Below are 25,147 nucleotides of genomic sequence, written 5' to 3'. Positions count from 1 at the left end.
TTCTTTATTACCGATTCCAACGGTTGAAATCTGGTGACAAAGGCGAACGCTTCGCTCCTACAGTTCCAACCATTCCCCTTCGTTCCTTCTGGCTTTTTGTTACTTTTTTTCATTCGTCTTATATAAAATCAAAGAGTACTTTACTGCCTCTAGTCTCCACACATAAAAAAGAGCACCGAGAAGTCCGTAGACATTCTCGACACTCTTATTCTGGTTAGGAAGGCAGCTTCCTATTTTCACGTCAAGGCATAGCTCACATTTCCAGCGTACCCAACGGGAGGATTAATTACTCTTGCTTCGCACTTCAAAGATCGCGAATTTCAGGTAATGCCCTTCATCCACACCGAGAATTTGCGGGTGGTCCTTGCCAGCGGCACGCCACTCTACCAGTCTAAGCACTTTACCAGCATCCTTGGCCGCTTCGCCGATGGTTTCCAGGAACAGATCCGGCTGCATATGATAGGAGCAGCTTGCCGTTACTAGATACCCACCTTCGTTCACCAGCTTCATGCCGTGCAAGTTAATATCCTTATATCCGCGGCAAGCTCCTGCTACCGCGCTTCTAGTCTTGGCAAAAGCAGGCGGGTCCAGAATTACGACGTCAAAGGTCCGTCCGCCGCCAGCGGTCATCGGCTTGGCGGTATCACTCTTGGCCACCTTGGCGCCAGAAGCAGACTGTCCCGCTCCTGCGGTGGCACGTTCAGAGCGTTCTTCCAGCCCCTTCACCTGATTACGCAAGTATTGGAATGCGTCATCGACCACGAATTCCACCCGGTCACTGAATCCATTCAGCTCCACGTTGGTCTTGGCACTTTCAATTGCATGAGCGGATACGTCAAGGCAGGTCACCTTCTTGGCTCCGTATTTGCAGGCATGCAGGGTGAAACTTCCTGTATGCGAGAAGCATTCTAATACTGTAGCCCCATCCCAGTATGGGAAGGTCACGGTCTTGCCGCTCTTGTTAACTGGCAGCACCTGGCGGGAGCCATCCTCGGCCTCCACTTCCTGCAGTGTAATACCGCTGCGTTCCCCCCAGCCTGTCATTAATGGTGCAATCGAGGCCCGGTTCTCACGCTGATCGAAGAAGTAACCGGTCTTCTGGCCTTCCACGATATCTACGATCAGCTTCAGACCATTCTCGGTAACCGTCACATGACGGGGACATTCCCCGTAAAGAAGCCCGGTTACCTGCTCCAGTCCCTCCAGCTCGCGCACGCTAACGTCGCTGCGCTCATAAATCCCGCGCGGTGCCATCACCTGCACCAGCGCCTCTACAATCTCTGCACGCCGCTTGTCCATACCAAGCGTCAACAGCTGCACGACCAGAACATCCCCGAACCGGTCCACAATCAGTCCCGGCAGAAAATCGGCTTCGCCGTAGACCAGCCGGTATGCGTCTGCGCCGGGCAGGAAGCGATTCCGGTGACGCAGGCAGTTCGTGAACCGCTCCACGAAGAATGCTGTGTCCATCTCTTCCAGATGCTGATGGGAGACGACGCGGACCCGAATCTGTGAAGACGGGTTATAGTATCCTGATGCCAGAAAGCGGCCTTGATGATTCAGAATATCGACCAATCCACCAGCTTGTGGCTCTCCTTCTACTGAGGCCACTTCACTGCCATATACCCATGGATGGCCCTGCTCCAGTCTTTTTTTACGGCTGCGTTCCAAAATTACCGATGCCAATGACTTCAACTCCCTGATCTTATGGTTTTATACATGTCTACTGCGCTGCATTCATATATTGGTGTACAACCCCAGTCAAAGGAGCATGTTGTTATGATCCGTGATCTGTTGTTCCCTGTCATATATGGTCTTGTTATTTTTCTGGCCGGTATGAAGCTCATGGAGACGTCCATGACCCGGCTAGCTGGCCCGCTGCTAAGGGCCGGATTGAATAAAGCAACGGCTACGCCGCTAAAAGGCATGATATCCAGCAGTCTGCTATCCGCCCTGCTGCAAAGCAGCACCGCTGTCACCGTGCTGACGATCGGTATGGTGAATGCCGGGCTGCTTACTTATGCCCGCACACTGGGCATTATTCTCGGCAGCAACATCGGCACATGCCTGACTACGGAACTGATTGGACTGCAGATCAGTTCCTATTCCTCGCCACTACTGGCCGTCTCACTCACCCTGTGGGGTGTTGCGGTCATCCTGGGTGAGCTGTCGCCTAACCATCCCGCAGCGTTATCGCTCCGGCGGTTATCCACGCCACTCCAATACACTAGCCTAGCTATCGCCGGTTTCTCGCTTGTCCTGTGGGGCATCAAAGTCATGCAGTCGATCGGCCCTGCGCTGCAAGAAAACGGACTGTACTGGTGGTTCCTGGATCATGCGGCCACCAGCGCCCTCTGGGGCATCATAGCCGGTGCCTGCCTGACAGCGCTCGTACACAGTAGCGCTGCTGTTATCGGTATGGCCATCGGGGTTGCTACCTCGGGGGCCTTGCCAACCGAAGTAGGGATTGCCATTGTGCTGGGCGCGAATGTCGGCACATGCGTCACCGCCGTGATCGCATCCATCGGCGGCTCCATGGCTGGAACCTTCGTCGCCTGGACGAATGTAGCACTTAACGTAGGCGGCGCGCTGCTGTTCCTGCCGCTCATCGGCCCGCTGCAGAGCCTGTCCGCCTGGATTGGCGGAGGCTCTGGCGCACAGATTGCGCACGCCCAGACCATTTTCAACGTCGTCTGCTCCGCGCTCGTCCTCCCGCTGTGCTACTTGCAGTTATGGTCCAGGCTGGAGACCCGGTTCCAGTCCTAATATGCGGTTCCATAGCATACACCTTACCGGCTCTTCTGCTGTCGCTGTATTATTATACTTCAATTGGGCTTTTTCATCTAATACAAAGAAGAAAAGATGCCCGTCATAAAAAAAGAACTGCAAAGGCCCGATAATCAGGTCTGCAGTTCTTTCTGTCTTTCAACTATTTTTAAGCATAATGCTGCAATTACTTAACTGTGACAGAGACCGTTACAGTCTTGCCGTCGTATTTGCCCTTAAAGGATGTCGAACCCTTTGCCAGTCCTGTAATGCTGCCAATTGACCATTTGGCTACCGATGGCTTCGAGTTGGTCCAAGCTACAAGACCTGTCACATCAACCGTTTTACCATTATCATACTGAGCTGTTACCACTATCGTTTGCTTGGCGCCTGGAGCCAGCTTGAGACGTGTTTCATTCACGGTCAGCTTGGTCAGCTTAGGAATTACGTTGACTTTCAGACTGATATCAATGCCTTGATAGGAGCCATTCAATGTAGTCGTGCCTTCAGCTATAGCTTTTACGGAAGAGCCAGTTACCGTAGCCACTGCAGGATTACTGGATTCCCATTTGATGCTGCTGGACAGGTTACCAGTTTTTCCATTGGAATAATAAGCTGTTACTTTAACTGTCTTACTGCTCTTGATGTTCAGATCCAGTGAAGCCGGTTCAACCACAATCTTGGTGATCTTCTGCTCAATGGTTACCGGGATTGAGATAGTCTTGTTAGCATACGTCCCTTTCAGGCTCGCGCTGCCTTTAGTGAGACCTTTAATGGTCTGACCGCTTGTGCTCGTCTTGAGTACGGCGTTCGTGCCGGTAATCTCCCACTTGATCTTATCCGCGGTCTCACGTTCGTCCCCGTTCTCCATAACCGCTTTTACTGTAGGCAGCGCCTTCTCTTCACCGGTCACCACCACAAGGTTGTCCTCAGATCCGATCAATACCAGTACTTTATCCTGAATTGTAAGTTTCAGTTCCACGCTCTTCTTGCGGATATCCGCTTTGGACGCGGTGGCGCCGCCCTCTTTAATTTTACCATACAGAGTGACAGTACCTGCAGCTTTGCCTTCAATCTTGCCGTCCTTGATCAGCGCGATCTCTGCATTGCCGGACGTCCACTCTACCTCTTGGGTGAGATCAATCTTGCTGCCGTCGAGTTTGGTTCCATCTACTTTTGGCAGGCCCAGCGTATCGCCTCTGAACATCTCTTGCTCGGTCTTCTCGATAGACAATGCTGTAAGAGTTGGCAGCACCTTCACCTTAATATCTCTGCTGATTCCTCTGTACTCGGCTTTGATGGTAGTATCGCCCACACCTTTGGCTGTAATGTCTGCAGCATCAGCTGCTGCTTTAGTTGTAGCCACCAGTTGGTCACTGGATGTCCAGGTGGCGTTCAGGGATACATTCAAAGTGGAGTTAACCGCATCTCTTACCTCTGCCTTCACATCCAGCACTTCGCCCATGAACAGTGTCTGCTCCTTGGCAGGTGTCAGCAGCAGGGCTTCATAAGGCGAACGGACATAGACATCTACGGAGGCTTTGACACCCAGACTTGTAATCGTAATCACTGTTTTACCCGTAGTCAGAACTTTGAGTTCCCCGTCCTTAACTGTAGCTACAGCTGGATTAGAAGAGCTCCAGTCTCCCTTGGTAGTTAAATCTTCCGCTTCCGATGCCGTAGCCGTTTTGCTGAACGCCGTCAATTTGATAGGATTGTCCCCGATCAGAGTCTCAATATCCTTGACCACCTTGCCGTTCTGCTTGATTTCAATCTCAGTATAAGCAACTTCTACTTCAGCCTTATATGTAGCCGTCAAGCCTTTGTATTTCGCTGTAATGGTAGACTTGCCCTCTTTCAGAAGATTGACTTTACCATCCGATATCGTCAATACACTGGTGTCAGAGCTGGACCATTCAACATCTTTGGTAACATCAGTCGCTTCGGTAATGGACTTTCCACCGAGCACCGTTGCTTTAATCGTCCGCTTCTCTTCGCTGTCTCCCAGCTTGTAAATGCCATCTTTATGTTCAATCTTCAGGTCTTTAAACGGATGGGTAACCGAGACCTCGATTGTAGTCAACGCAGTATTATAAATCGCAGTAATTGTAGCTGTACCACTGTCGAGCGGGGTCACAAGACCATTCACAACCTTAACAGTAGTAGTATTAGAGGAGCTCCAGCTCACTGCGCCCGTCACATCTTTCTTGGAGGTAGACCCTTCCACATTGGCGAACACTCTCAACTGTTTCGGTGACTGCCCTACAACCAGATCCAGCTTGGCCGAACTCTCAAACTCAATCGAGTTGATGTCCCCCTTCTCCGCAAAGACACTTGCCGGGAATACTACGGTAGCCAGCAGTGCTATGATGAGAAGCAACTTCGTCATTTTCCTGTTCACAGTCATCATTTCTCTCCTTCATTTCTGATGTTGTCCTGGGAGGGTACATTCCCACACTCTTCCACTACTATCGACATTTTGCATCGAAGTGTTTACTCTTTCTGAAATTAAGGGGGCTGGAAATCATAATTCAGGACTTTATGACTATAAAAATTCCGTGAAAAGCAGTTCCATCGCCTTATGCGAAATTTGTCTGCCGACTACTACATCTTCTTAAAAAAACGCTCCGCTCCTACAGTTCCAAACTTTCCTCTCCGTTTCTTCTCACTTCTTGTTATTTTCTTTTGTTCATCTTATGTAGAACATAAAAAAAGCCAAGCAGCTTCTCCAAATTATTCTGAGGAATCGCTGCTTGGCTCTTGTCTCTGCAAATTTTAAAGCGATAGACTCGCCTGTTTCACACTAATCAGCTCGCCACGGCATTCATTCACGCCGGCTTGCGTGATTTTCACCTGGCACAGCTCACCTTGCAGGGAATCATCGCCTTCAAAGAAGACCTGCAAGTAATTGTCGCTGAAGCCATGCTGTGTGCTCCGGCCTGGAGCATCCTTCGCAGACCGTTCAGGAATCACGTTCAGCGTCTGGCCTACGAACTTCTGCGCGTACGCCAGCTGCATTTCCTCTGACAAATCAATCAGTTCCTGCACACGGGCATTCTTGATCTCTTCATCCACCTGATTATCCATACGAGCAGCCGGTGTACCTGTCCGTTTGGAGTACGGGAATACGTGCATTTCCGAGAAATTGACCGCCTTCATAAAATCATATCCGGCGCGGAACATTTCATCGGTTTCTCCCGGGAATCCGACAATGACATCCGTAGTAATGCCGACATCCGGCATAGCCTGACGGATCAGCTGCATTTTGGCGTAATATTCCTCGGTTGTATACTTCCGGCGCATCGTCTTCAGCACATCGTTATGTCCAGCTTGCAGCGGGATATGCAGATGACGGCACATTTTGGAGGAACGATTCAGCACCTCAAGCAGCTTCTCATCAATCTGACTAGCTTCAATGGAAGAGATGCGCACCCGCTCCAGTCCGTCTACCTTATCCAGCTCCCAGAGCAGGTCGGACAGACGATAGTTGTCGAGGTCATCACCATAGCCGCCGGTATGAATACCGGTCAGAACAAATTCCTTGTACCCGGATTCCACAAGCTGACGCGCCTGCGTGACAATACTCTTCGGATCACGGCTGCGGGACAGTCCGCGCGACCAAGGGATAATACAGAAGGTACAGAAGTTATTGCAGCCGTCCTGAATCTTCAGGAACGCCCGTGTCCGGTCAGCAAAGGCCGGTACGTCCATTTCCTCAAACTCACGCGTCTTCATGATATTGCGAACCGCATTCACCGGCTGGCGCGACTGCTGAATGTTCTTCACATGCGTCATGATTTGATCTCTGTCCTGGTTGCCGATAACTAGGTCGACACCAGGAATATCAAGAATCTCCCCTGGAGACGTCTGCGCATAGCAGCCTGTAACAGCTACGATGGCCTCAGGGTTGCGGCGCACAGCGCGGCGGATCATCTGGCGACTCTTCTTATCACCGGTATTGGTAACCGTACAGGTATTGATCAGATACACATCGGCGGTACCCTCGAAATCCACCTGCTCGTAACCTTCATTTTTGAACAGTTGCCAGATGGCTTCGGTATCATAGAAATTAACTTTGCAACCCAACGTATAAAACGCTACGGATGACATCTCTCAAGCTCCCCCCATTTCTCCGGATTCATATAACAGGCATGCTGCAGCTACCATCCCTGCCGTCTCGCAGCGCAGAATGCGCGATCCAAGGCCCACAGGCACAGCTCCGGCTGCCTCAGCCTTCACGGCCTCATCGGTCGTAAAGCCGCCCTCTGGTCCAACTACCACCATTATTTTGACAATAGACTGGTTCTTCAGGGCTTCAAGCTTTGGAGCCGCGGCACTGCGTAATTGCAAGCCCTCTTCCTTCTCATAGCAAAAATACACGGCGTCATATTCCGCAAACGATTGCAGCAAAAGCTTCCAGGATACCGGCGGCTCTACCAGAGGGATAATGTTCCGGTGGGCCTGCTCCGCGGCTTCCTTGCAGATTTTGCGCCATCGTTCCAGACGCTTGCCTTCCTTACGTTCGTCATATTGCACAATAGTGCGCTCTGACAGGAACGGCTGAAAGGACACGGCACCGATCTCGGTACATTTCTGAATCACGGTCTCCATCTTGTCGCCTTTGGGAAGGCTTTGGGCTACTGTGATCTTGACGCGTGCTTCATGCGTCATCTCCAGGACTTCCACTACATTCGTCGTAATTTCTCCGATTTCAATCTGAACAATCTCAACCAAGGCTTCACGGGAGGACCCATCGCTGACAATCAGCTTGTCCCCTTCCTTGCCGCGCATGACCTTGGCGATATGGCGAGCATCCTCGCCGCCGATAGTTACGGTATCGCCGCTGAACTGCTCCGGCGTCACAAAATATCGTTGCATCGTATCAACATCCTGTTCGTTATTCAGGCGCCGGGGGACGCCAGACCTGCCTCTGCAGATTGACTCCCGTCATCCGGCGCAACATAATCTGCCGTCTTAACGCCAAAAACCATCATACAACGTTTGCCATGTTGTGACCAGCCTTATTCCCCCGCGTTAGCTGCCAAACATCCAGAGAAACAGCCTTAGAAAACCTCGGGTCATTTCATCGCCCCAAATATGCAGCGGGGTAATCGTGTACATTCTTAGTGCCGGAATAAATAGAATCAGTAGGAAAATCAGGCTTCCCCATTGCTCATACTGCTGCAGTCGCCCGCGAAGCGGACGTGGGGCCAAATCCTCGACAATCCGATAGCCGTCCAGTGGTGGCAGCGGGATCAGGTTGAACAGGAACAGGAAGAAGTTCCACTGAATGAACATGCCGAAGAACAAATACACGGCTTGAAGCAGCCGAACATTGGTAATCGCTTCGATCGTTCCCGTCGCCAGAAGCGCCGCGTAGATCAATGTTCCGATAATCGCCAGCAGCAGGTTACTGATTGGTCCTGCAATCGAGACGATAATGCCCATCAGGCGGGGGTTTTTGAAGTTGTCCCGGTTAACCGGAACAGGCCGCGCCCAACCGAAACCGACCAGCAGCATCAAAATAACGCCCAGGAAATCAAAATGAACGGCAGGGTTCAGCGTCATACGGCCCATCAGCCGTGCAGTAGGATCGCCAAATTTGTTGGCAAAATATGCATGTGCAAATTCATGCACAGTAAATGCGATCAGTAGTGTGATCAAAAAGAACGGAAGCTGTTCAAGCGGAATACTAATAAAATTTTGCAAGAAATCCATCTTTACCTCTTTCCGGCTGTAAATGCCACCCAATCTTCTTCACGGGTAATTTCGATAATCTCAAAGCCGGAAGCCGTCAGCGCCTGTGACACCAGACCTTCCTTGTCCTTGTAAATGCCAGAGGTAATGTAGATGCCGCCTGGCTTCAGCGCCCGGTAGACATCATCTGTGAACAACACGATAATCTCTGCGAGAATGTTAGCTACCACAATCTGCACTGGCAGCGTAACGCCAAGGCTGTCCTCAGCAGGATTGGTCTCAGGCTGTACAGAGGCATTAGCCTCTGGTCTTGCCGATGGCCACATGTCTCCGGCTGGCGTATCTGCAGCCTTTTCGCCGCCCAGTAGCGACAGCAGGTCACTTTCTTTTACAGTAATGGAATCTTCAAGCCGGTTCAACGCCACGTTCTCCGCAGCACTCTCTACAGCAACGGGATCAAGATCCAGCGCCAACACAGAGCCTGCGCCCAGCAGCATCGCGCCGACCGCCAAAATACCGGACCCGGTACCGACATCAATGACTTCTTCCCCACCTGTGATATTCTTCTCCAGTGCCCGCAAGCATAGAGCTGTCGTGGGATGTGTGCCTGTACCAAAGGCCATACCAGGGTCGATCTCAATAATTTTTTCGTTTGGACTTTCCGGCGTATACTCTTCCCAGGTCGGTTTGATGGTCAAACGCTCCGATACACGCAGCGGTTTGAAATACTGTTTCCAGGCATGTGCCCATTCTTCATCATCTACAGTTTTCCAGGAGATCTGAGCCTTGCCCGGATCAATGCCATATTCCCGCAGTTCCTCTACACGGGGAGTCAACTCCGCAATCACTCCATCCATGTCGACAGATTCTGCATAGTACCCCTTAATTACTGCTTCCCCTTCGGGAATATCATTCAGCGGCTCGTCATACAGTTCACCGTAGCGGGTATCCCGCTCTTTGCCCAGTATGCCGGATTCCTCGATGGAAACACCGCCTGCGCCTGCTTCATATAAAAAATTGGATATCATTTCTTGAGCTTCTTCGGTTGTATGTATCGTAACTTCATGCCATAACATCTTGTTGGAATCCTCCTTAAATTTGCGAACATTACCAGTATAACATTTCTCCTTGCCTGAGTGCCAAACTGCACGCATAGACAGAGTTAATCTTGGCTGCGACAGAAACAATCCAGGGTATGGTCATTCACCATGCCGGAAGCCTGCATAAAGGCATAACAAATCGTGGTGCCGACGAATTTCATGCCTTTCTTCTTCAGCGCTCTGCTCATCTCATCGGATTGCGGGGTGCTGGCAGGCACTTCGGCCCTGCTCTTCCAGTGATTCAGGACAGGCGTTCCGCCAACAAAGCTCCATAAATAACTTGCAAAGCTGCCTTCCTCCCGGATAATTTCCTGATAGACGCGCGCATTATTGATCACGGACAGGATTTTCAGCCGATTGCGGATAATTCCGGCATCCTGCATCAGTTCGTCGACTTTCGACTCCCCATAAGCGATAATCTTCTCGGGATCGAAACCGTCAAAGACCGCCCTGAACCGCTCCCGCTTTTGCAGCACTGTAAACCAGCTTAGTCCTGCCTGCATCCCCTCCAGTATCAGCAGTTCGAACAACGCCCTCTCATCATACAAAGGTTGTCCCCATTCCGTATCATGATAAGCGATATATAAGGGATCAGCGGTGACCCAATCACACCTTTTAATCGTCATCTCCTCCTCTCTCATTAATGCCGTGGTGTCTTATAGACTGATTCTTTTGCCCTTCCTTGGCAACGTCTTCTTAATGTATACGAAAAAAAGGGAGGAACACAAGGTTCTCCCCATTAAAATAAGGTTAATATTTTGAATTATTTTCCCCGAGCAAACTAGGGCTGCAGCTGCACCCGGGTCTCTTTGTCCGGCTCGTCGGTCGTATAGTAGAACATATAAAGGGATGCTTCCTTTTCTTTGAAATCCTTATAGACATCAATAGCCTTGTTATTGCCATCACCAGAGAAGTTGACCGTAACTGGTCTGCCAAGAATTCTGTCTTTACCAAGGTTAATATGAGTCTGGTTGATCCCGCCAAAATGGGCATCCTCGCTTCCGGTCTCTACATACAAATTTCCGTCCTGCATATAGTACGTCCAGTGAACGGGATAGCCGCCAACCTCCCTATTCAATGTCTGCTTTTTAGTGGAGATGTCGGTCAAGAGAACCGGTGTCTTGTCATCTTCATGGACCGTAACCTTATACTTGCCTACAAAAGTGATCGGCGTCTCCTTGGTGATTACCAGATCGGAAGGCAATTCGAACTTGTAGCTAAGCAAATTGGGATCATCCTTGGGCGAACGCTCCCTCCAGCCTTCAAGCGTTCGTCCATTTACCTCAAGCGAGATTTTTTGATACGGTATATCTGCGAACCCTTTAACCTTAGATCGTACGGCCACCCGGATTTGGGTAGGCGTTACCACCATCTTTTCGATGATATGGTCGTAATCTCCAGCTTCAAGTGGAAGATCCAGCGCCGTCTTGATCGTTCCGCTTTCCATTTGCTTTTTACTCAACTGCAGGTCAAATTTCCAAGGTCCATCTATATTTTTTTCCATCTTAGTATATTGCAGTTTGTAGGTCGTCTGTCCCGCAGGCAAGTCACTGCTTTTAAAATACTGCTGGGTTGTATATTCGCCATGATCCCCCGGCTGACCGTAGGTACTTCCAGACAGTGCGTGCAGCGTCTTTCCTTGGACAACCGGCGCAATCATCGGATAAGCCCAGGTTTTGGCTTCTGCTTGATCGAATATTATCGCTGAGGAGAACAGAATCTTATCTGCTTGCTTAAATGCCTTGACCTCCATTTTTTGCAGGCCGTCCTTGCCGATCTGGAAGCTCTGTACCTGCTCGGAACTACTGTCCAGTTGCAAATCCTCTTCCTGCTGACTGTATAATTGAAGAATATCCGCTGTCAGCGTAACCTTTGCCGTCGCCTGCTTGGAAGACCAATCACTCTCGAAATAACCGTTATATCTGTGGTTCTTCTCATCCCACTGCAAATAGCTGAATTCTCCTTCGCTATTCTTTCCCTGCTCATCCTTCAGGCTCAGGCCCTTAAGATCCCAGAACTCGGTATCCGCACGTTTCCCCACATCCAGGTTGTACAGAATGACCGTCCGGTTCTCATCCACAATCGCCGTGCGGAGCGTTAGCGTAACACCGTCCCTGCTGATCGTCTGCCCCAGTGACTGTCCCATATTCTGATCCAGAACAGCCTGAAGTCCCCCTTTGTCCCGCAACACGTTGCCCCAGTCGTAATGAATGGCGGCATACACTGGAGCAGCAGCCAATAGTGCGCTGAGTGAAGCGGCCATTGCTATTCTGCGCCAGCTTTTGTGGCGACGTGTGGATACACGGGCCGGTGTAGAATCCACTACTGCTGAGGTATACCCCGCTTCTTCCATCCTGCTCCACATGTTCTCAAAATCGGGATAAGGCACGTGCTCATCCTTATTTAATTGACGCTTTAGCGTAGGCTCTATTTTGTCCATAAGACTCTTCCTCCCTGTCTTGGGTGTGGGCGCCTGCTTCTTGCAGAATCCCCTTCATCAATCGCAGCCCCTTGTGCAGCCTGGATTTCGTCGTTCCCAAGGGGATCGACAACAAGCCGGAAATCTCAGCTAGACTGAAATCATGCATGTAACGCAGTGTCACTACTGCCCTGATTTTGTCCGGGAGACGCTTCATATACCCTGCCCACTCTACTGCGGATTCCCGTTCCTCCGCTAGCCGGTCTACCGGCTTCTCTTCATTTCCAGTGAACAGATACGGATGATCTGCAACTTTCTCATTCAGACTCCGCCGTCGCCGCAAATGATTCAGACAATGGTTGACTGTTATTTTCATGATCCAGGCCCGAATATGTTCGATCTGTTCCCGATTGCTGCGGAAGACCGTAATAAATACTTCCTGTGTTATGTCCTCCGCATCTGCCGCATTATGCAGCATGTAGTAGCAAGTTCGATATACATCCCTGTTGTAGGCTTCGAACAGCTCCCGATTGCTCTCCAATGTTCCCCCTCCTCTCTGGTCTCGGATATCTATATAACAATTGAGCCGCCCAAAAGGTTCATTCCAAATATGTAAAGAAAAAATAAAGAGGGCAAGCGGTCTGCTTGCCCTCCATTGGTCCAGGATATGTATGCCACAGCATCCACTACTTATTTCTTGGAGCTATAATCGCCGATCCTGATCCCCCAGACGCTGTCCTTACGGTACGCTGCTACCTCCTGTAGAGCCGGAAGCCTGTTATCCTGCGGATAATGCCGCTCCAGATAAGAAGCAAACGTACCACGCAGCCTTAGTTCAGCTTCCAGCTTGTTGAACTCGCCCGGATGCTTCTCCAGCTCTGCCAAAGCCCCTTCCCAGCGGCTGAGATCAGCGTCAGAGGATTGTCCAGCGTTAATATCTTGGACCAGTTCACGTAGTTCGCGGTAGGCGAACCTGACACTGGAAGAATAGCGCTGCTTTTGATTAAGATAGGTGAGAAGTGTGATCACAAGCACGAGTCCGCCCCATAATATGATGTTGTCCATTGCCTCTCCTCCAGATTCTGCAACAAATTCGCTGATAGCAGGGGTTACGGTATACTAGCCGGGAAGACCATACTTTTCAATCCAGCCTGCCACCGATTTCTCAAACTTGTTCCGGGTCATGATTTCATGCGTAATGAAATGCCCTTTGTAGAACAGGCTGTAACTGGTATAGGGGGTCGGTGCGTTCTGCGCTTCTTCTGCAGTCATTATTCGGCGCACCTGCAAAGGAATTCCGCGTTCCTGAGCGCATGCCTCAAGTTCGCCTACATAATGGATAGTATATGGGCACTGTACGGTATAAAGCAGTTGTAAGCCCTCCGAAAATCCTACCTCTTGCTTCTGTACGGATGCTTTGAATTTCGGCGTTGGTGCAGCCTCGTTGAATTTCAGGACCACCAGTTCAAAATAAGGTGGCGCCTGATCGCATACCTGAAACCCGTTATGGAGGAAATAAGATTTGTCTGACAGATAAGGCTTCTTCGTCTTGCCTGTTACAGCCACAATACCATTAGCTCCTTGCGCTTCCTCTAGGCATTCAGCCAGCAACTGCGCGCCATGTCCCTTCCCCTTGAAGGAACCAGCTACCCATAAGCAATTGATAAATAAATAACCAGGTGCCTCTACTGGACACCAAGCATAATCCGCCGGAAGATATTCAATAAATACTTTCTGTCTGACATCCAGCTTCTTAAAACGAAGCCCCTCCTGAAAACGTTCCTGGAGCCACTCCTTCTTCAGCCTAACTCCCTCCGCACCCTTCTTGTCCGAGATCGCACAGCATATATGCTGCTGCTCGATATTGTTACTATTCACCGTTATAATGGCAGTGTCGCTCATCTCAGAGCTCTTCCTCCTCAGCACAACTTAATATCAATATTAAAATATGAGAGCGGATTCAATCGTTCAACCAAGCCTGCTGAAGTCTCTGAATATTCTGAAGGATGAACCGGTTCGGTAGATCGTCCTGACTGGAGCAAGCAGAGAACTTATAAGCGCTGTTAATATCATAGGTTTTGAAAAAGTAGGTCCCCGCGTCAGGCGAAAGTCCGACTGAACCATCCGGGTGCTTGCGCACAGAGAATGAGGTCAAAGGATGGGATAAACCGCTACCGAGCGCTTTTACATAAGCCTCCTTCAACGTCCATATCTCGTAAAAACAATCATTTCGTTCTGCCTCCGGCCGCAGCATTAAATCCTTGTACTCCTCGTCTGAGAAAAAGCGTTCCGCGATAGTCAAATCGATGGGGCGAATCTCTTCAATATCCACACCAAGCCTGCCTGTTCCATAAATCAAGGACACCCACTTGCCTGAATGAGAGACATTGAAGGAGAAGCTCTCGCTGCCATCCAGATGCGGTTTTCCATATTCGTTCTTCTGAAAATGAATTTCCTCATTAGGAATACCGAGTTCCCGGCGAATCACCGTCCGAACCAGAATTTCTCCAAACAGAGAACGGTAAGCATCCTCAAGACGCAAGAATCTGCCGATTTGATTCCGACGTTGTACCGAGACCTTGGACTTCCAAAATTCATATGTATTACTGTCCAGCTTACCGGGTATTTCCAAAAGTACAATTTGCGACAATATCATCACCCAGCTTTATGTTTTTTAAGCACAGCTTCCTTTAATTATACACCCCTTACATGAAAAAAAGCCCCATCAAGTGGGGCAATTTCTAATATTTTCTTTTACTTTTTCTTCAAAATCTCGTGCAGCTGCCGCTTATCAGCTTCCAGTGCTCGCTCCTGAGCTTCCAAATCATCATGATCCGCTAATGCGGCAGAGAATTCAACATCCTCCGCTTTGGCTTCGTACAACATCTTCTGCTTGTCTATCTTGGAGAAAATTTTGGAGTTCTCTCTATCCATCCTGGCTTCACAATCCCTTCAGGTTATAGTCATGTTGCCTGCCGCTTTAGATAAAGCCGCCAGCTTCCTCGATTAAACGCAGCGCCCTGTCATACGAGCCTGAGTCCACCACTACGGTCAACAAAATATCTCTTCCCGTGGGGCCGCCGTCCCCTCCATGGCTCATTCCGCTGGCACTGGTGTCCGCTGCAGCAAGAATACCAGTATGATTACGATCTGCGGTCATCGAAGCCATGCCGGCTATATTGCCAGTGACTGGATTAATGCTCTGAATCGGACCGTTCCCGCCATATTTGCTAAAGCGGTCGATCGAGAGCTCAATTACCCGCAGCGCTTGTAGCTTCCTTGAGACTCCCTCGGCTTCCTCCGGGCTTTTAAAATAGGACAAAATAAAGCGTTCCGGCATGATATCCCCGCTTTCCAATGTAATCAAGCTCCGCATGCGGCTAAAGTTATATTGTCTTAACTCCCCTGAGTTTATGCTTCTATTCCAATACAAAAAAGAGGATGCCCCAGAATGAAAGCCATAGAATGGCTCTTGGGACACCCTCACTACAAATTAAGCTATGCAAAAAACGATATGCTTTATTCCCCGCGGAATGCACGCTTCACACGGTCAAAGAAGGATTGCTCCTGCTCATGCGTATTCTCCCCATTAAGGGCTCCGAACTGGCGCAACAAGTCCTTCTGCTCTTCGCTTAGCTTACTTGGCGTTACGACGATAACTCTGACATGCTGATCACCTTGGCCCATACCGCGCAAGCGTGGCACACCATAGCCCTTCATACGGTAGTAAGTACCCGTTTGCGTCCCAGCATGGATTTTGAGCTTCACTTTACCAGTCAAAGTCGGGACCTCAATATCGTCACCAAGTGCTGCTTGAACGAAGGTAATCGGCATTTCGCACAGAATATCATTATGGTCGCGCTCGAAGAAATCATGCGGCTTCACACGGAAAACAATGTACAGGTCGCCCGCAGGACCACCCCGTAAACCGCCTTCACCCTCACCGTCTATACGTAGTTGTTGGCCGTCATCAACACCAGCCGGAATAGAAATATGGACCTTACGCTGCTTCTTCACCTTACCGCTGCCGGAGCAAGTGGTACACTTCTCCTTGATAACTTTACCGGTCCCGCTACAATGGGAGCATGGACGGCGGTTGCGCATTTGGCCGAGTGGCGTGTTCTGCACAAACTCCTGTTGGCCGCTACCGCGGCAGACCGAGCAAGTCTCAGGCTTCGTTCCCGGCTTAGCACCGGAACCAAAGCAAGTGTCGCAGTCTTCGGTACGTGGAATTGTAATATCCGTTTCCTTGCCGAACACCGCTTCCTTGAACTCAATGGTCATTGTATACTGCAAATCGCTACCGCGCTGCGGAGCATTAGGATCACGGCGTCCGCCGCCGCCGAAGAACATATCGAAGATATCGCCGAGGCCTCCGAAGTCTCCGCCACCGCCGAAGCCGCCGCCACCCATACCTTGGTTAGGATCAATATGACCATATTGGTCATATCTTGCACGCTGCTGACCATCGCTCAGAACGTCATAGGCTTCCTTCACTTCCTTGAATTTAGCCTCGGCATCGCTGGCTTTGTTCACGTCCGGATGATACTGGCGGGCCAGCTTACGATAGGCTTTCTTGACCTCGTCATCTGATGCGTCTCTTCCAAGACCCAGTACTTCATAATAATCGCGTTTCTCTGCCACTGCATTCACCCCCGTACCTCTAATTCCGCCCGACAATTCATACTATTCCTCTATCGTTTCAGACGGTGCATACACTTATCCCTGTTACATGTAAAAGGAAAGCCAAAACACGGGATGACCCGGTTTTGACCTTCCCCACTTACGACACTTATCGTCTAAGGTTACCCTTGATTCTTCTCGTCGTCAACAACTTCATAATCAGCATCTACCACATTTTCTCTCTTAGACGCGCCTTCAGAAGCACCTTCGCCGCCGGCAGCACCTTGTTCAGCTGCTGCTTGCTCGTACAGCTTCACGGACAACTGTTGAACGATCTCGTTCAAAGCTTCTGTAGCTGCATTGATTTCTTCGAGGTTGTCGGTTTGAATAGCCGCTTTTACCTTTTCTTTAGCTTCATTAGCCTTTTCAACTTCGGAAGCATCGGCCTTGTCACCAAGATCCTTGATTACTTTCTCAGTGGAGTACACGAGTTGGTCAGCGTTGTTCTTCGCTTCTACCAGTTCCTTACGCTTACGGTCTTCCTCAGCGTGCAGCTCGGCATCCTTCATCATTTGTTCAACTTCAGCATCGCTCAAGCCGCTGGAAGAAGTGATGGTGATCTTCTGGCTCTTGTTAGTGCCTTTATCGGTAGCCGATACGTTCACGATACCGTTCGCATCGATGTCAAAAGTAACTTCGATTTGTGGTACACCGCGTGGTGCCGGTGGAATCTCGTTAAGCGTAAAGCGACCCAGTGTTTTGTTGCCGTTCGCCATTTGACGCTCACCTTGCAGAACGTGAATTTCCACGCTTGGCTGGCTGTCAGCAAAGGTTGAGAACACTTGAGATTTGCTTGTAGGAATCGTTGTGTTGCGCTCGATCATCTTCGTGAAGACGCCGCCCGCAGTTTCGATACCCAGGGACAATGGAGTTACGTCGAGCAGGACTACGTCTTTAACGTCGCCTGTCAGAACGCCCGCTTGAACAGCAGCACCAAGGGCTACCACTTCGTCCGGGTTAACGCCTTTGTGAGGCTCTTTGCCAGTAAGCTTCTTAATGGCATCTTGTACGGCTGGAATCCGTGTAGATCCACCTACCAGTACGATTCTTGTAAGATCAGCAGGAGTCATACCTGCATCGCTCAATGCTTGACGTGTTGGGCCCAAAGTACGTTCTACCAGACCAGCAGTCAACTCATCGAACTTAGCGCGAGTCAAGTTAACCTCCAAGTGCTGAGGTACGCCGTCAACGACAGTGATGAACGGAAGGGATACTGTAGTTGTAAGTACGCCGGACAGTTCTTTCTTCGCTTTCTCAGCAGCGTCTTTCAGACGTTGTACAGCTGCTTTATCTTTGCTCAGGTCGATGCCTTGTTCTTTCTTGAATTCAGCTACGAGGTAATTCATAACTACTTCGTCAAAGTCATCGCCACCAAGCTTGTTGTCACCGCTTGTAGCTTTTACTTCGAAGAAACCATCGCCCAGCTCAAGGATAGATACGTCAAACGTACCACCACCAAGGTCATAGACAAGGATTGTTTGATCTTCGGATTTCTCAAGACCATAAGCCAAAGCTGCAGCAGTTGGCTCGTTCACGATACGCAAAACTTCCAGGCCGGCGATTTTACCCGCATCCTTAGTAGCTTGACGTTGGCTATCGTTGAAATAAGCTGGAACTGTAATTACGGCTTGAGTAACTGTTTGTCCCAGGTAAGCTTCTGCATCGGATTTCAGCTTTTGCAGAATCATAGCAGAGATTTCTTGTGGGGAGTAGTCTTTAGCATCGATGCTTTCTTTATGGTTCGTACCAATATGGCGTTTAATCGAGCTGATTGTGCGATCAGGGTTCGTAATCGCCTGGCGTTTAGCAGTTTCTCCGACGATACGCTCGCCGTCTTTCTTAAAGCCTACAACCGAAGGGGTTGTGCGTGCGCCTTCCGGATTCGGAATAACAACGGCTTCGCCGCCTTCCATAACGGCTACGCAAGAGTTGGTGGTTCCAAGGTCAATACCGATAACTTTACTCACTGTAATTTGCCTCCTCAAAATGTAATGGAGCATATGCTCCGTTTAAATTTCCCTCTTTATGTGTACCAAATCCCAACGATTCAAGAAGCAAGCTGACCGCAAATGGTGCAGTTGCTTCACTTCGCGGGCCAAGGCTTTTCCCGCTTATATAGACAAACTACATGCTGACTTTGACCATGGCTGGACGAAGGACTTTATCCTTCAGGAGATAGCCCTTTTGGACCTCTTCCGTCACGATACCCTCTTCGTACTCCTCGCTCTCCACCTGCATAATAGCTTGATGATATTCAGGGTTAAAAGGCTGGCCCACCGATTCCATCGCTGTAAGTCCCTCTGACTTCAATACCCCATCCAGTTGACGGAAAATCATGTTCACGCCTTTCGTGAACGCCTCAATCTCTGGACTTGTAGGTGCTGTTGCCAAGGCCCGGTCGAAATTGTCCAGAACCGGAAGCAATTCGTTGATGAGCTTGGAAGTAGCGTACTGAGCCAGTTCTTCTTTCTCTTTCAGGGTCCGGCGGCGGAAATTGTCAAAATCGGCTTGTACGCGGAGTACACGTCCCTGCAATTCATCAGCCAGCGTCTGCAGACGAGCTGCGTCCCCGGCTTCTTCTGCCGATACAGTACCGGCCTCCGAGACAGTTTCCTCAGTCGCTTGTTCTTCATTAGTAGCATTATCATTCAATTCATTCGGATCTTGAACTTGTTCCTCTTTCAAGTTGTCTTCACCTCCTTAAAATCATCACGAAAATCAATATGGCTCTGTTCACTTATACCAGTGTGCCAGCATCGCTGTCAAATCTCGGGATAAAATGCCCAAGATGCCCATTACCCGCGCGTATTCCATTCGGGTAGGACCGAGAATACCAATGCTGCCTAGCGCCTGACCGTCAAGGGAATAAGTCGCTGTAATAAGACTGCAATTCGCAAAGGCCTCATGGTCGTTCTCGGTACCTATCCGAACTTGAATGCCAGGTCCACCTGGTACGGGCGACATCATCTTGAGCAGCGTAGGCGTCTCCTCCAGCAGATCCAGAATGTGCTTAACCTTGTCGACATCCTTAAATTCTGGCTGGGTCAGCATATTCGTGGCCCCGCTCAAATAAATCCGCTGTTCATTCTCACTGTCAAGCGCGGTATCAAGCATCTGCATCAGCTCTTCATAATGAGAGATATGACGCTGCATTTCCTCGCCAAGCTCGGTATAGAGCTGGGTCTTCAGCTTGTAGAGCGGCACATTCTTCAGTTTGCTGTTCAGTAGATTGACGACCTTCTCGATCTCGGAGATTGAAATCTCCGGCGGAATGTTAACAGTTCGGTTCTCTACCTGCCCCGTGCTGGTGACAATGATCGCTACAGCGGTCTTATCGTCCAGGGGCAGCAATTGAAAATGGCGTAGTGAAGTATGAAAAACCTCCGGTCCCAGAAGGATGGAAGTGTAATTCGTCATATTAGAAAGAATCATCGCCGCATGCTGGATAACCTGTTCCGTTGCATTCAGCTTCTCAGCGAAAAATGTACGGATCGTTCCCATCTCAGCGATTTCGGCAGAATTCCAGGGTACCAGGTGATCCACATAATAACGGTATCCCTTATGAGACGGAATTCGTCCTGCCGATGTATGAGGCTGTTCAAGATATCCCAGTTCCTCAAGGTCGGCCATTTCATTACGGATGGTAGCAGGACTGTATCCTACATCGCCCCGCTTGGAAATGCTGCGTGAGCCTACCGGCTCAGCCGAAGAGATATAATCATCCACTATAGCATTCAATATCATTCTCTGGCGATCGGTTAACATGTCATTCCCTCCTGTCACCCTGTGGCCGACATTCGTTAGCACTCGACTTAGATGAGTGCTAACCACTATTACAAAAATACCAAACTGACATTGACATTGTCAAGTCAGTTCAGCATCTTGGGGGGACGCTTTTTTTGCTGCGCCGTGGGATTCTTCTTCATGAGACTGATCAAGCATTGATTTGAAAAAAACGCCGAACCGGCGTTGACAAAAGTCAAGTCAGTTCAGCATTTTAAGTACTGCTATTTCATCGCAGGCATGCTGCTTTTTACAATTTACACAATCGGTCCATACCTTCTCTGGGAAAATCTCTTTTTCAACGATAGTAAATCCGTTTCTCAGGAAGAAATCAACCGCATAGGTCAGGGCCATAATCTTGGGAATCTTCTGCCGTCTGGCTTCTTCAGTCAGCTTATCCACGATCAGGGAACCGATCCCTTTACCTTTGCATTCAGGACGCAAACCCAGCGAACGAATCTCCACGAGGTCATTCCCTAGCTTGCAGAGCGAGCCACAACCGACGAATCTGCCATCAATCTCTGCAATGACGAATTGGTCGATCTGGCGGGTCAGGGCTTGCCGGGATCGGGGCAGCATAATACCACTCTGTGCATATTCTTCTATCATCTGATACAGTGGTTCAACATCTTCCACCGTGGCACTTCTGCATTTAGCCCCTGTATCCGCCTTAGCAGAGACACTGGGCATCAAATCCGGTTTGGCAAGCACTCTAATTCACCCCTCGTTGATAATATGAATAAATATACAACAAGGTGAATTTGAATTCAAGAGTTATTTTAAAATTAAACCTCTGTCAGCGCGCCAACAAATTCGCCGAAAACATCGTTGCCAAACAGCACGCCCTGCTTGCTGAGACGGTAGCCGTCGCCCACGCGCTCGAGTAGACCTGCATTCAGCATTTTATGCAATGAACCGGCAAATATGTCCTCCATGGATTGCCCAAATTGTGCCCGGAATGAAGCATCCGAGATTCCTTCGCGCATCCGCAGGCCCACCATCATAAAGTCCTCCATCGCTTCCTGCGGCGTTACCGGGTAGGAGTCCAGGCGAGGCAGGCCTTTGCTTGCAGCTTCAACATATGGATTCACGCCTTTGATATTGATATGGCGGTTGCGGCCTACGTAACCATGTGCACCTGCACCGAGTCCGTAATAATCCTGATTGCGCCAGTAGGTGATATTGTGACGGCTTTCCATCCCCGGCTTGGCAAAGTTGCTAATCTCATACTGCCCGTACCCGGCCTCTTCCATCTTTGACATCAGCAGCAGATACATTTGCAGTTCATCCTCTTCATTAGGAAGCGGGAGCTTGTTCTTGTTAAAGAGAGTATGGAAAAGCGTATTTTCCTCCACTTTGAGACTGTAGATTGAATAGTGCGGCAGGTCTAGCTCCAGCGCTTTGCGGACACTTTCAGCCAGCATATCCACGGTCTGGTTCGGCAAGCCGAACATCAGGTCCACGGAAAGATTGTTCAGACCTACAGCGCGCGCATTCTCCAGACTGCGATAGACATCGTCCACGTTGTGAATGCGTCCGATTCCCGTGAGCAGCTCGTTCTGGAAGGCCTGTACGCCGAAGCTGACCCGGTTAACGCCGCCTTCCTTCATCACAGCAAGCTTGTCGATATCGGTGGTACCAGGGTTGGCTTCCATCGAGAACTCGATATCATCAGCCCAATTCGGAAAGTGTTTCCGCACGGAAGCCAGGAAATAAGCCATCTCGTCCGGCTTCAGCACGGTCGGCGTTCCACCGCCCACAAAAATCGTCCGGATCACACCGGGCGGAGTGATTGCAACCGTCTGCTCCATCTCCTGATCCAGCGCACGAAGATAGTCCATTACAGGCTGGTCCTTCAGGACATAGGAGTTGAAATCACAGTAAAAGCACTTGTTCGTGCAAAATGGGATATGAATATATACAGCCTCAGGGGGACGGCCGTGGATTGGTGTTGTCATAGCTGTCTCCTTTGTTCTATCGAATGATGTCAGGGTTGAATCGCCTGATCTTAAAAAGTAAGAAGAAACGGCTCCGCCGTCCTCTATGAAGAGGTGGGTACCCGTTTCTCATATAGATTAAGCCTTCGAATCTCCAGAAAAGGGAAGCCTGACGGCTTCCCTTACAGGATTGTTCTCTTATAAATCAAGCAGCTTGGCTGTAATTACAGTGTCTTACTCGTCGATCTTGAGCACCGCCATGAACGCTTCTTGCGGCACCTCTACGCTACCGACCTGCTTCATGCGTTTCTTACCTTCCTTCTGCTTCTCCAGCAATTTCCGCTTACGCGAAATGTCACCGCCGTAGCATTTGGCAAGGACGTTCTTGCGCATCGCCTTAACGGTTTCACGCGCAACAACCTTCGTACCAATTGTCGCCTGAATCGGTACCTCGAACATCTGGCGCGGAATGATGCCGCGCAGCTTCTCGCAGATAATGCGTCCGCGGTTGTAGGCGCGGTCGCGGTGCACGATAAAGGACAAGGCATCGACCTGTTCGTTGTTAAGCAGGATATCCATCTTGACCAGATTAGAACGGCGGTAGCCGGAAATCTCATAGTCAAAGGAAGCATAGCCCTTCGTACCGGATTTGAGCTGGTCGAAGAAGTCGTATACGATTTCCGATAATGGAATTTCGTAAGTGATAGTTACACGGTTGGAATCGAGATATTCCATGTTCACGAACTCGCCGCGCTTGCCTTGGCAAAGTTCCATGACTGTTCCGACATAATCATTCGGAACGATGATCGCAGCCTTAACATAAGGCTCTTCTACATAATCGATCGTGCCAATCTCCGGATAGTGTGACGGGTTGTCGATCTGGATCATTTCCCCGCTCGTCAGCATAATCCGGTAAATAACGCTTGGCGCTGTCGTAATCAGCGGCAGATTGAACTCGCGCTCGATCCGTTCCTGAATGATCTCCATGTGGAGCAGACCCAGGAAGCCGCAACGGAAGCCGAAGCCAAGTGCACTTGAGCTTTCCGGCTCAAAGCTAAGCGATGCATCATTAAGCTGTAGCTTCTCCAGCGCTTCACGCAGGTCGTTATAATCCGACGTTTCGATCGGATAAAGACCGCAATACACCATCGGGTTGATTTTACGGTAACCCGGTAGTGGTTCTGGTGTCGGATTCTTCGCATCCGTTACCGTATCACCGACACGAGTATCGCCGACATGCTTGATCCCGGCCACGATAAAGCCGACATCGCCGATGTTAAGTTCATTGACAATGGTCATCCGCGGCATAAATGCGCCCACCTCAATGACCTCAAAGGTCTTGTCGGTAGCCATCATCTTGATCTTCGAGCCCGCACGGATACTGCCGTCAATGACGCGTACATAAACGATAACGCCTTTGTACGGATCGTAATGGGAGTCGAAAATCAGTGCCTTCAGCGGATCTGTCGAGCTGCCTGTTGGCGCCGGAACCTGCTTGACGACCTGTTCCAGAATTTCCTTGATACCAATTCCGGCCTTGGCAGAAGCCAAAACCGCTTCACTAGCGTCGAGGCCGATTACATCCTCGATCTCCTGTTTGACCCGTTCAGGGTCGGCACTCGGCAGATCGATCTTGTTAATGACCGGCAGGATCTCCAGATTGTTGTCCAGCGCCAGATAGACGTTGGCCAACGTCTGGGCCTCAATCCCTTGCGCCGCGTCTACAACCAGAAGCGCACCTTCACAGGCGGCAAGGCTGCGGGAGACCTCATAGGTGAAGTCGACGTGTCCCGGTGTATCAATCAGATTGAGCAGATATTCCTCACCGTCGTCGGCTTTATAGTTCAGCCGAACGGCCTGCAACTTGATGGTAATCCCGCGTTCGCGCTCCAGATCCATCTGATCGAGCACTTGCTCCTGCATTTCACGCGTGCTCAGTGCACCCGTGTATTCCAGAATGCGGTCAGCCAGCGTCGATTTGCCATGGTCTATATGTGCAATAATCGAGAAATTGCGGATTTGTTGTTGTCTTTTCTGTACGTCAGTCATTCCTTACCCCCACAGACAGCCTATGTTAATCCATTTATTATAACAGTACAATCTATCCCCAGCAATCCCGGGCTGGCCTCTGGGGCAAAATGTCATTGCAAAAAAAACAGCGAATGATCCCCCAAGAAAGGGAACATCCACTGCTGTATAGTGTAGGGAGTAAATGAAGACTGCATCGGAAGATGCCTTGTTGCTGAAAAATCTGATGCTGGATCGTCCCTCACTCCGCTGAAGAGAACAACGAGACGACCCAGCGAATACCCTTCTGCGAAGCCTCCTGCAGTAGCCCTGCCGTCTTGTCAGCCAGCACATCCACCGTAGGCTTCTGCCCCTCCGGAACCAGAATTTGCTCTGGCGTCAAAGTCGTACTGTAGTCCTCCGTCTCCTGCTGCGGCTGATTATCCGGTGTCTGCCCCGCTGCCCCCGTTTCTGTCCGCACCGGGAGCGGCATATACGCTCCAGTGGCGGGATCGACCGCCATAGGAACATACACATAAGTCTGGGGAGCGCCTGCGCTGGGGGCAGGCTTCTGTCGGACTCCCCCATTCCCCGCTACTGCGGGAACACTCTTTGCGGTTTGTGTCCCGTCATTCCAGCCCGGAAGCACATCGGAGATTCTGGTTTCGCCCCCTCCGAATTGCATGCCAATCAGAATACCGATGCCAGCCCAGATCGTAACCATTGTCAGCTTTCTTCCGACTCGTGACATTATC

Annotated in this window: 23 protein-coding genes; 1 reads left to right on the top strand and 22 read right to left on the bottom strand. The window is 50.1% G+C overall.

What is annotated here, in order from left to right:
• Window positions 1–282 precede the first annotated feature (282 nt).
• Complete coding sequence (locus AC3Y23_RS01835) at window positions 283–1,686, bottom strand: class I SAM-dependent rRNA methyltransferase (RefSeq protein WP_379195024.1); 1,404 nt, start codon at window positions 1,684–1,686, stop codon at window positions 283–285.
• A gap of 93 nt (window positions 1,687–1,779) precedes the next feature.
• Here AC3Y23_RS01835 and AC3Y23_RS01830 point away from each other — a divergent pair, with 93 nt between their 5' ends.
• Complete coding sequence (locus AC3Y23_RS01830) at window positions 1,780–2,766, top strand: Na/Pi cotransporter family protein (protein WP_379195022.1); 987 nt, start codon at window positions 1,780–1,782, stop codon at window positions 2,764–2,766.
• A gap of 187 nt (window positions 2,767–2,953) precedes the next feature.
• On the opposite strand, the gene AC3Y23_RS01825 is transcribed toward AC3Y23_RS01830, so the two are convergent.
• The 21 genes from AC3Y23_RS01825 to AC3Y23_RS01725 all read right to left on the bottom strand — a co-directional run bounded on the left by AC3Y23_RS01825 (window position 2,954) and on the right by AC3Y23_RS01725 (window position 25,143).
• The gene (locus AC3Y23_RS01825) at window positions 2,954–5,155 is read right to left on the bottom strand and encodes a translocation/assembly module TamB domain-containing protein (protein WP_379195020.1); all 2,202 of its coding nucleotides are present in this window, start codon (window positions 5,153–5,155) and stop codon (window positions 2,954–2,956) included.
• Between the two features lie 386 nt (window positions 5,156–5,541).
• Window positions 5,542–6,876, bottom strand: coding sequence for a tRNA (N(6)-L-threonylcarbamoyladenosine(37)-C(2))-methylthiotransferase MtaB (gene mtaB, locus AC3Y23_RS01820; RefSeq protein WP_379195018.1), 1,335 nt, complete (start codon window positions 6,874–6,876; stop codon window positions 5,542–5,544).
• 3 nt (window positions 6,877–6,879) lie between these two features.
• A complete protein-coding gene (locus AC3Y23_RS01815; RefSeq protein WP_379195015.1) occupies window positions 6,880–7,644 on the bottom strand; it encodes an RsmE family RNA methyltransferase in 765 nt (254 codons plus the stop codon).
• A gap of 156 nt (window positions 7,645–7,800) precedes the next feature.
• Window positions 7,801–8,484 carry a site-2 protease family protein gene (locus AC3Y23_RS01810; protein WP_379195013.1) on the bottom strand — a complete coding sequence of 228 codons (684 nt, stop codon included), beginning with the start codon at window positions 8,482–8,484 and terminating at the stop codon, window positions 7,801–7,803.
• A gap of 2 nt (window positions 8,485–8,486) precedes the next feature.
• Window positions 8,487–9,539 (bottom strand): 50S ribosomal protein L11 methyltransferase, encoded by a 1,053-nt coding sequence (prmA, locus tag AC3Y23_RS01805; protein WP_379195011.1) that lies wholly within the window; start codon window positions 9,537–9,539, stop codon window positions 8,487–8,489.
• A gap of 86 nt (window positions 9,540–9,625) precedes the next feature.
• Window positions 9,626–10,204 (bottom strand): DNA-3-methyladenine glycosylase I, encoded by a 579-nt coding sequence (locus AC3Y23_RS01800; RefSeq protein WP_379195009.1) that lies wholly within the window; start codon window positions 10,202–10,204, stop codon window positions 9,626–9,628.
• Between the two features lie 140 nt (window positions 10,205–10,344).
• Entirely contained in the window at window positions 10,345–12,003 is a 1,659-nt protein-coding gene (locus tag AC3Y23_RS01795) for a DUF4179 domain-containing protein (RefSeq protein ID WP_379195007.1), read from the bottom strand.
• Complete coding sequence (locus AC3Y23_RS01790; protein ID WP_379195005.1) at window positions 11,963–12,523, bottom strand: RNA polymerase sigma factor; 561 nt, start codon at window positions 12,521–12,523, stop codon at window positions 11,963–11,965. Before AC3Y23_RS01790 ends, AC3Y23_RS01795 begins: the two co-directional genes overlap by 41 nt.
• A gap of 149 nt (window positions 12,524–12,672) precedes the next feature.
• Window positions 12,673–13,047 (bottom strand): hypothetical protein, encoded by a 375-nt coding sequence (locus AC3Y23_RS01785; RefSeq protein ID WP_379195003.1) that lies wholly within the window; start codon window positions 13,045–13,047, stop codon window positions 12,673–12,675.
• Window positions 13,048–13,101: 54 nt separating this feature from the next.
• Complete coding sequence (locus tag AC3Y23_RS01780) at window positions 13,102–13,884, bottom strand: GNAT family N-acetyltransferase (protein WP_379195001.1); 783 nt, start codon at window positions 13,882–13,884, stop codon at window positions 13,102–13,104.
• 58 nt (window positions 13,885–13,942) lie between these two features.
• Window positions 13,943–14,614: a 4'-phosphopantetheinyl transferase family protein gene (locus tag AC3Y23_RS01775; RefSeq protein WP_379194999.1), complete on the bottom strand. Its 672-nt coding sequence runs from the start codon at window positions 14,612–14,614 to the stop codon at window positions 13,943–13,945.
• A 122-nt stretch (window positions 14,615–14,736) separates the two neighbouring features.
• On the bottom strand, window positions 14,737–14,916 hold the full coding sequence (locus AC3Y23_RS01770) for a YfhD family protein (protein WP_379194997.1): 180 nt from the start codon (window positions 14,914–14,916) through the stop codon (window positions 14,737–14,739).
• Window positions 14,917–14,962: 46 nt separating this feature from the next.
• Window positions 14,963–15,322, bottom strand: coding sequence for a hypothetical protein (locus AC3Y23_RS01765; RefSeq protein WP_379195746.1), 360 nt, complete (start codon window positions 15,320–15,322; stop codon window positions 14,963–14,965).
• Between the two features lie 179 nt (window positions 15,323–15,501).
• Window positions 15,502–16,626: a molecular chaperone DnaJ gene (dnaJ, locus tag AC3Y23_RS01760; RefSeq protein ID WP_379195744.1), complete on the bottom strand. Its 1,125-nt coding sequence runs from the start codon at window positions 16,624–16,626 to the stop codon at window positions 15,502–15,504.
• Between the two features lie 161 nt (window positions 16,627–16,787).
• Complete coding sequence (dnaK, locus tag AC3Y23_RS01755) at window positions 16,788–18,632, bottom strand: molecular chaperone DnaK (protein WP_379194995.1); 1,845 nt, start codon at window positions 18,630–18,632, stop codon at window positions 16,788–16,790.
• Between the two features lie 157 nt (window positions 18,633–18,789).
• Window positions 18,790–19,350 carry a nucleotide exchange factor GrpE gene (gene grpE, locus AC3Y23_RS01750; RefSeq protein ID WP_379194993.1) on the bottom strand — a complete coding sequence of 187 codons (561 nt, stop codon included), beginning with the start codon at window positions 19,348–19,350 and terminating at the stop codon, window positions 18,790–18,792.
• A 48-nt stretch (window positions 19,351–19,398) separates the two neighbouring features.
• Window positions 19,399–20,430 (bottom strand): heat-inducible transcriptional repressor HrcA, encoded by a 1,032-nt coding sequence (hrcA, locus tag AC3Y23_RS01745; protein ID WP_379194991.1) that lies wholly within the window; start codon window positions 20,428–20,430, stop codon window positions 19,399–19,401.
• A 219-nt stretch (window positions 20,431–20,649) separates the two neighbouring features.
• Window positions 20,650–21,138: an N-acetyltransferase gene (locus AC3Y23_RS01740; RefSeq protein WP_379195742.1), complete on the bottom strand. Its 489-nt coding sequence runs from the start codon at window positions 21,136–21,138 to the stop codon at window positions 20,650–20,652.
• A gap of 95 nt (window positions 21,139–21,233) precedes the next feature.
• On the bottom strand, window positions 21,234–22,406 hold the full coding sequence (gene hemW, locus AC3Y23_RS01735) for a radical SAM family heme chaperone HemW (RefSeq protein ID WP_379194989.1): 1,173 nt from the start codon (window positions 22,404–22,406) through the stop codon (window positions 21,234–21,236).
• A gap of 213 nt (window positions 22,407–22,619) precedes the next feature.
• The gene (gene lepA, locus AC3Y23_RS01730) at window positions 22,620–24,434 is read right to left on the bottom strand and encodes a translation elongation factor 4 (RefSeq protein WP_379194987.1); all 1,815 of its coding nucleotides are present in this window, start codon (window positions 24,432–24,434) and stop codon (window positions 22,620–22,622) included.
• A 220-nt stretch (window positions 24,435–24,654) separates the two neighbouring features.
• Window positions 24,655–25,143: a hypothetical protein gene (locus AC3Y23_RS01725; protein WP_379194985.1), complete on the bottom strand. Its 489-nt coding sequence runs from the start codon at window positions 25,141–25,143 to the stop codon at window positions 24,655–24,657.
• Window positions 25,144–25,147: the final 4 nt, after the last annotated feature.

The sequence above is a fragment of the Paenibacillus sp. MAHUQ-45 genome, assembly GCF_058133325.1.
This window is presented reverse-complemented; position numbering and strand designations above follow the sequence as displayed.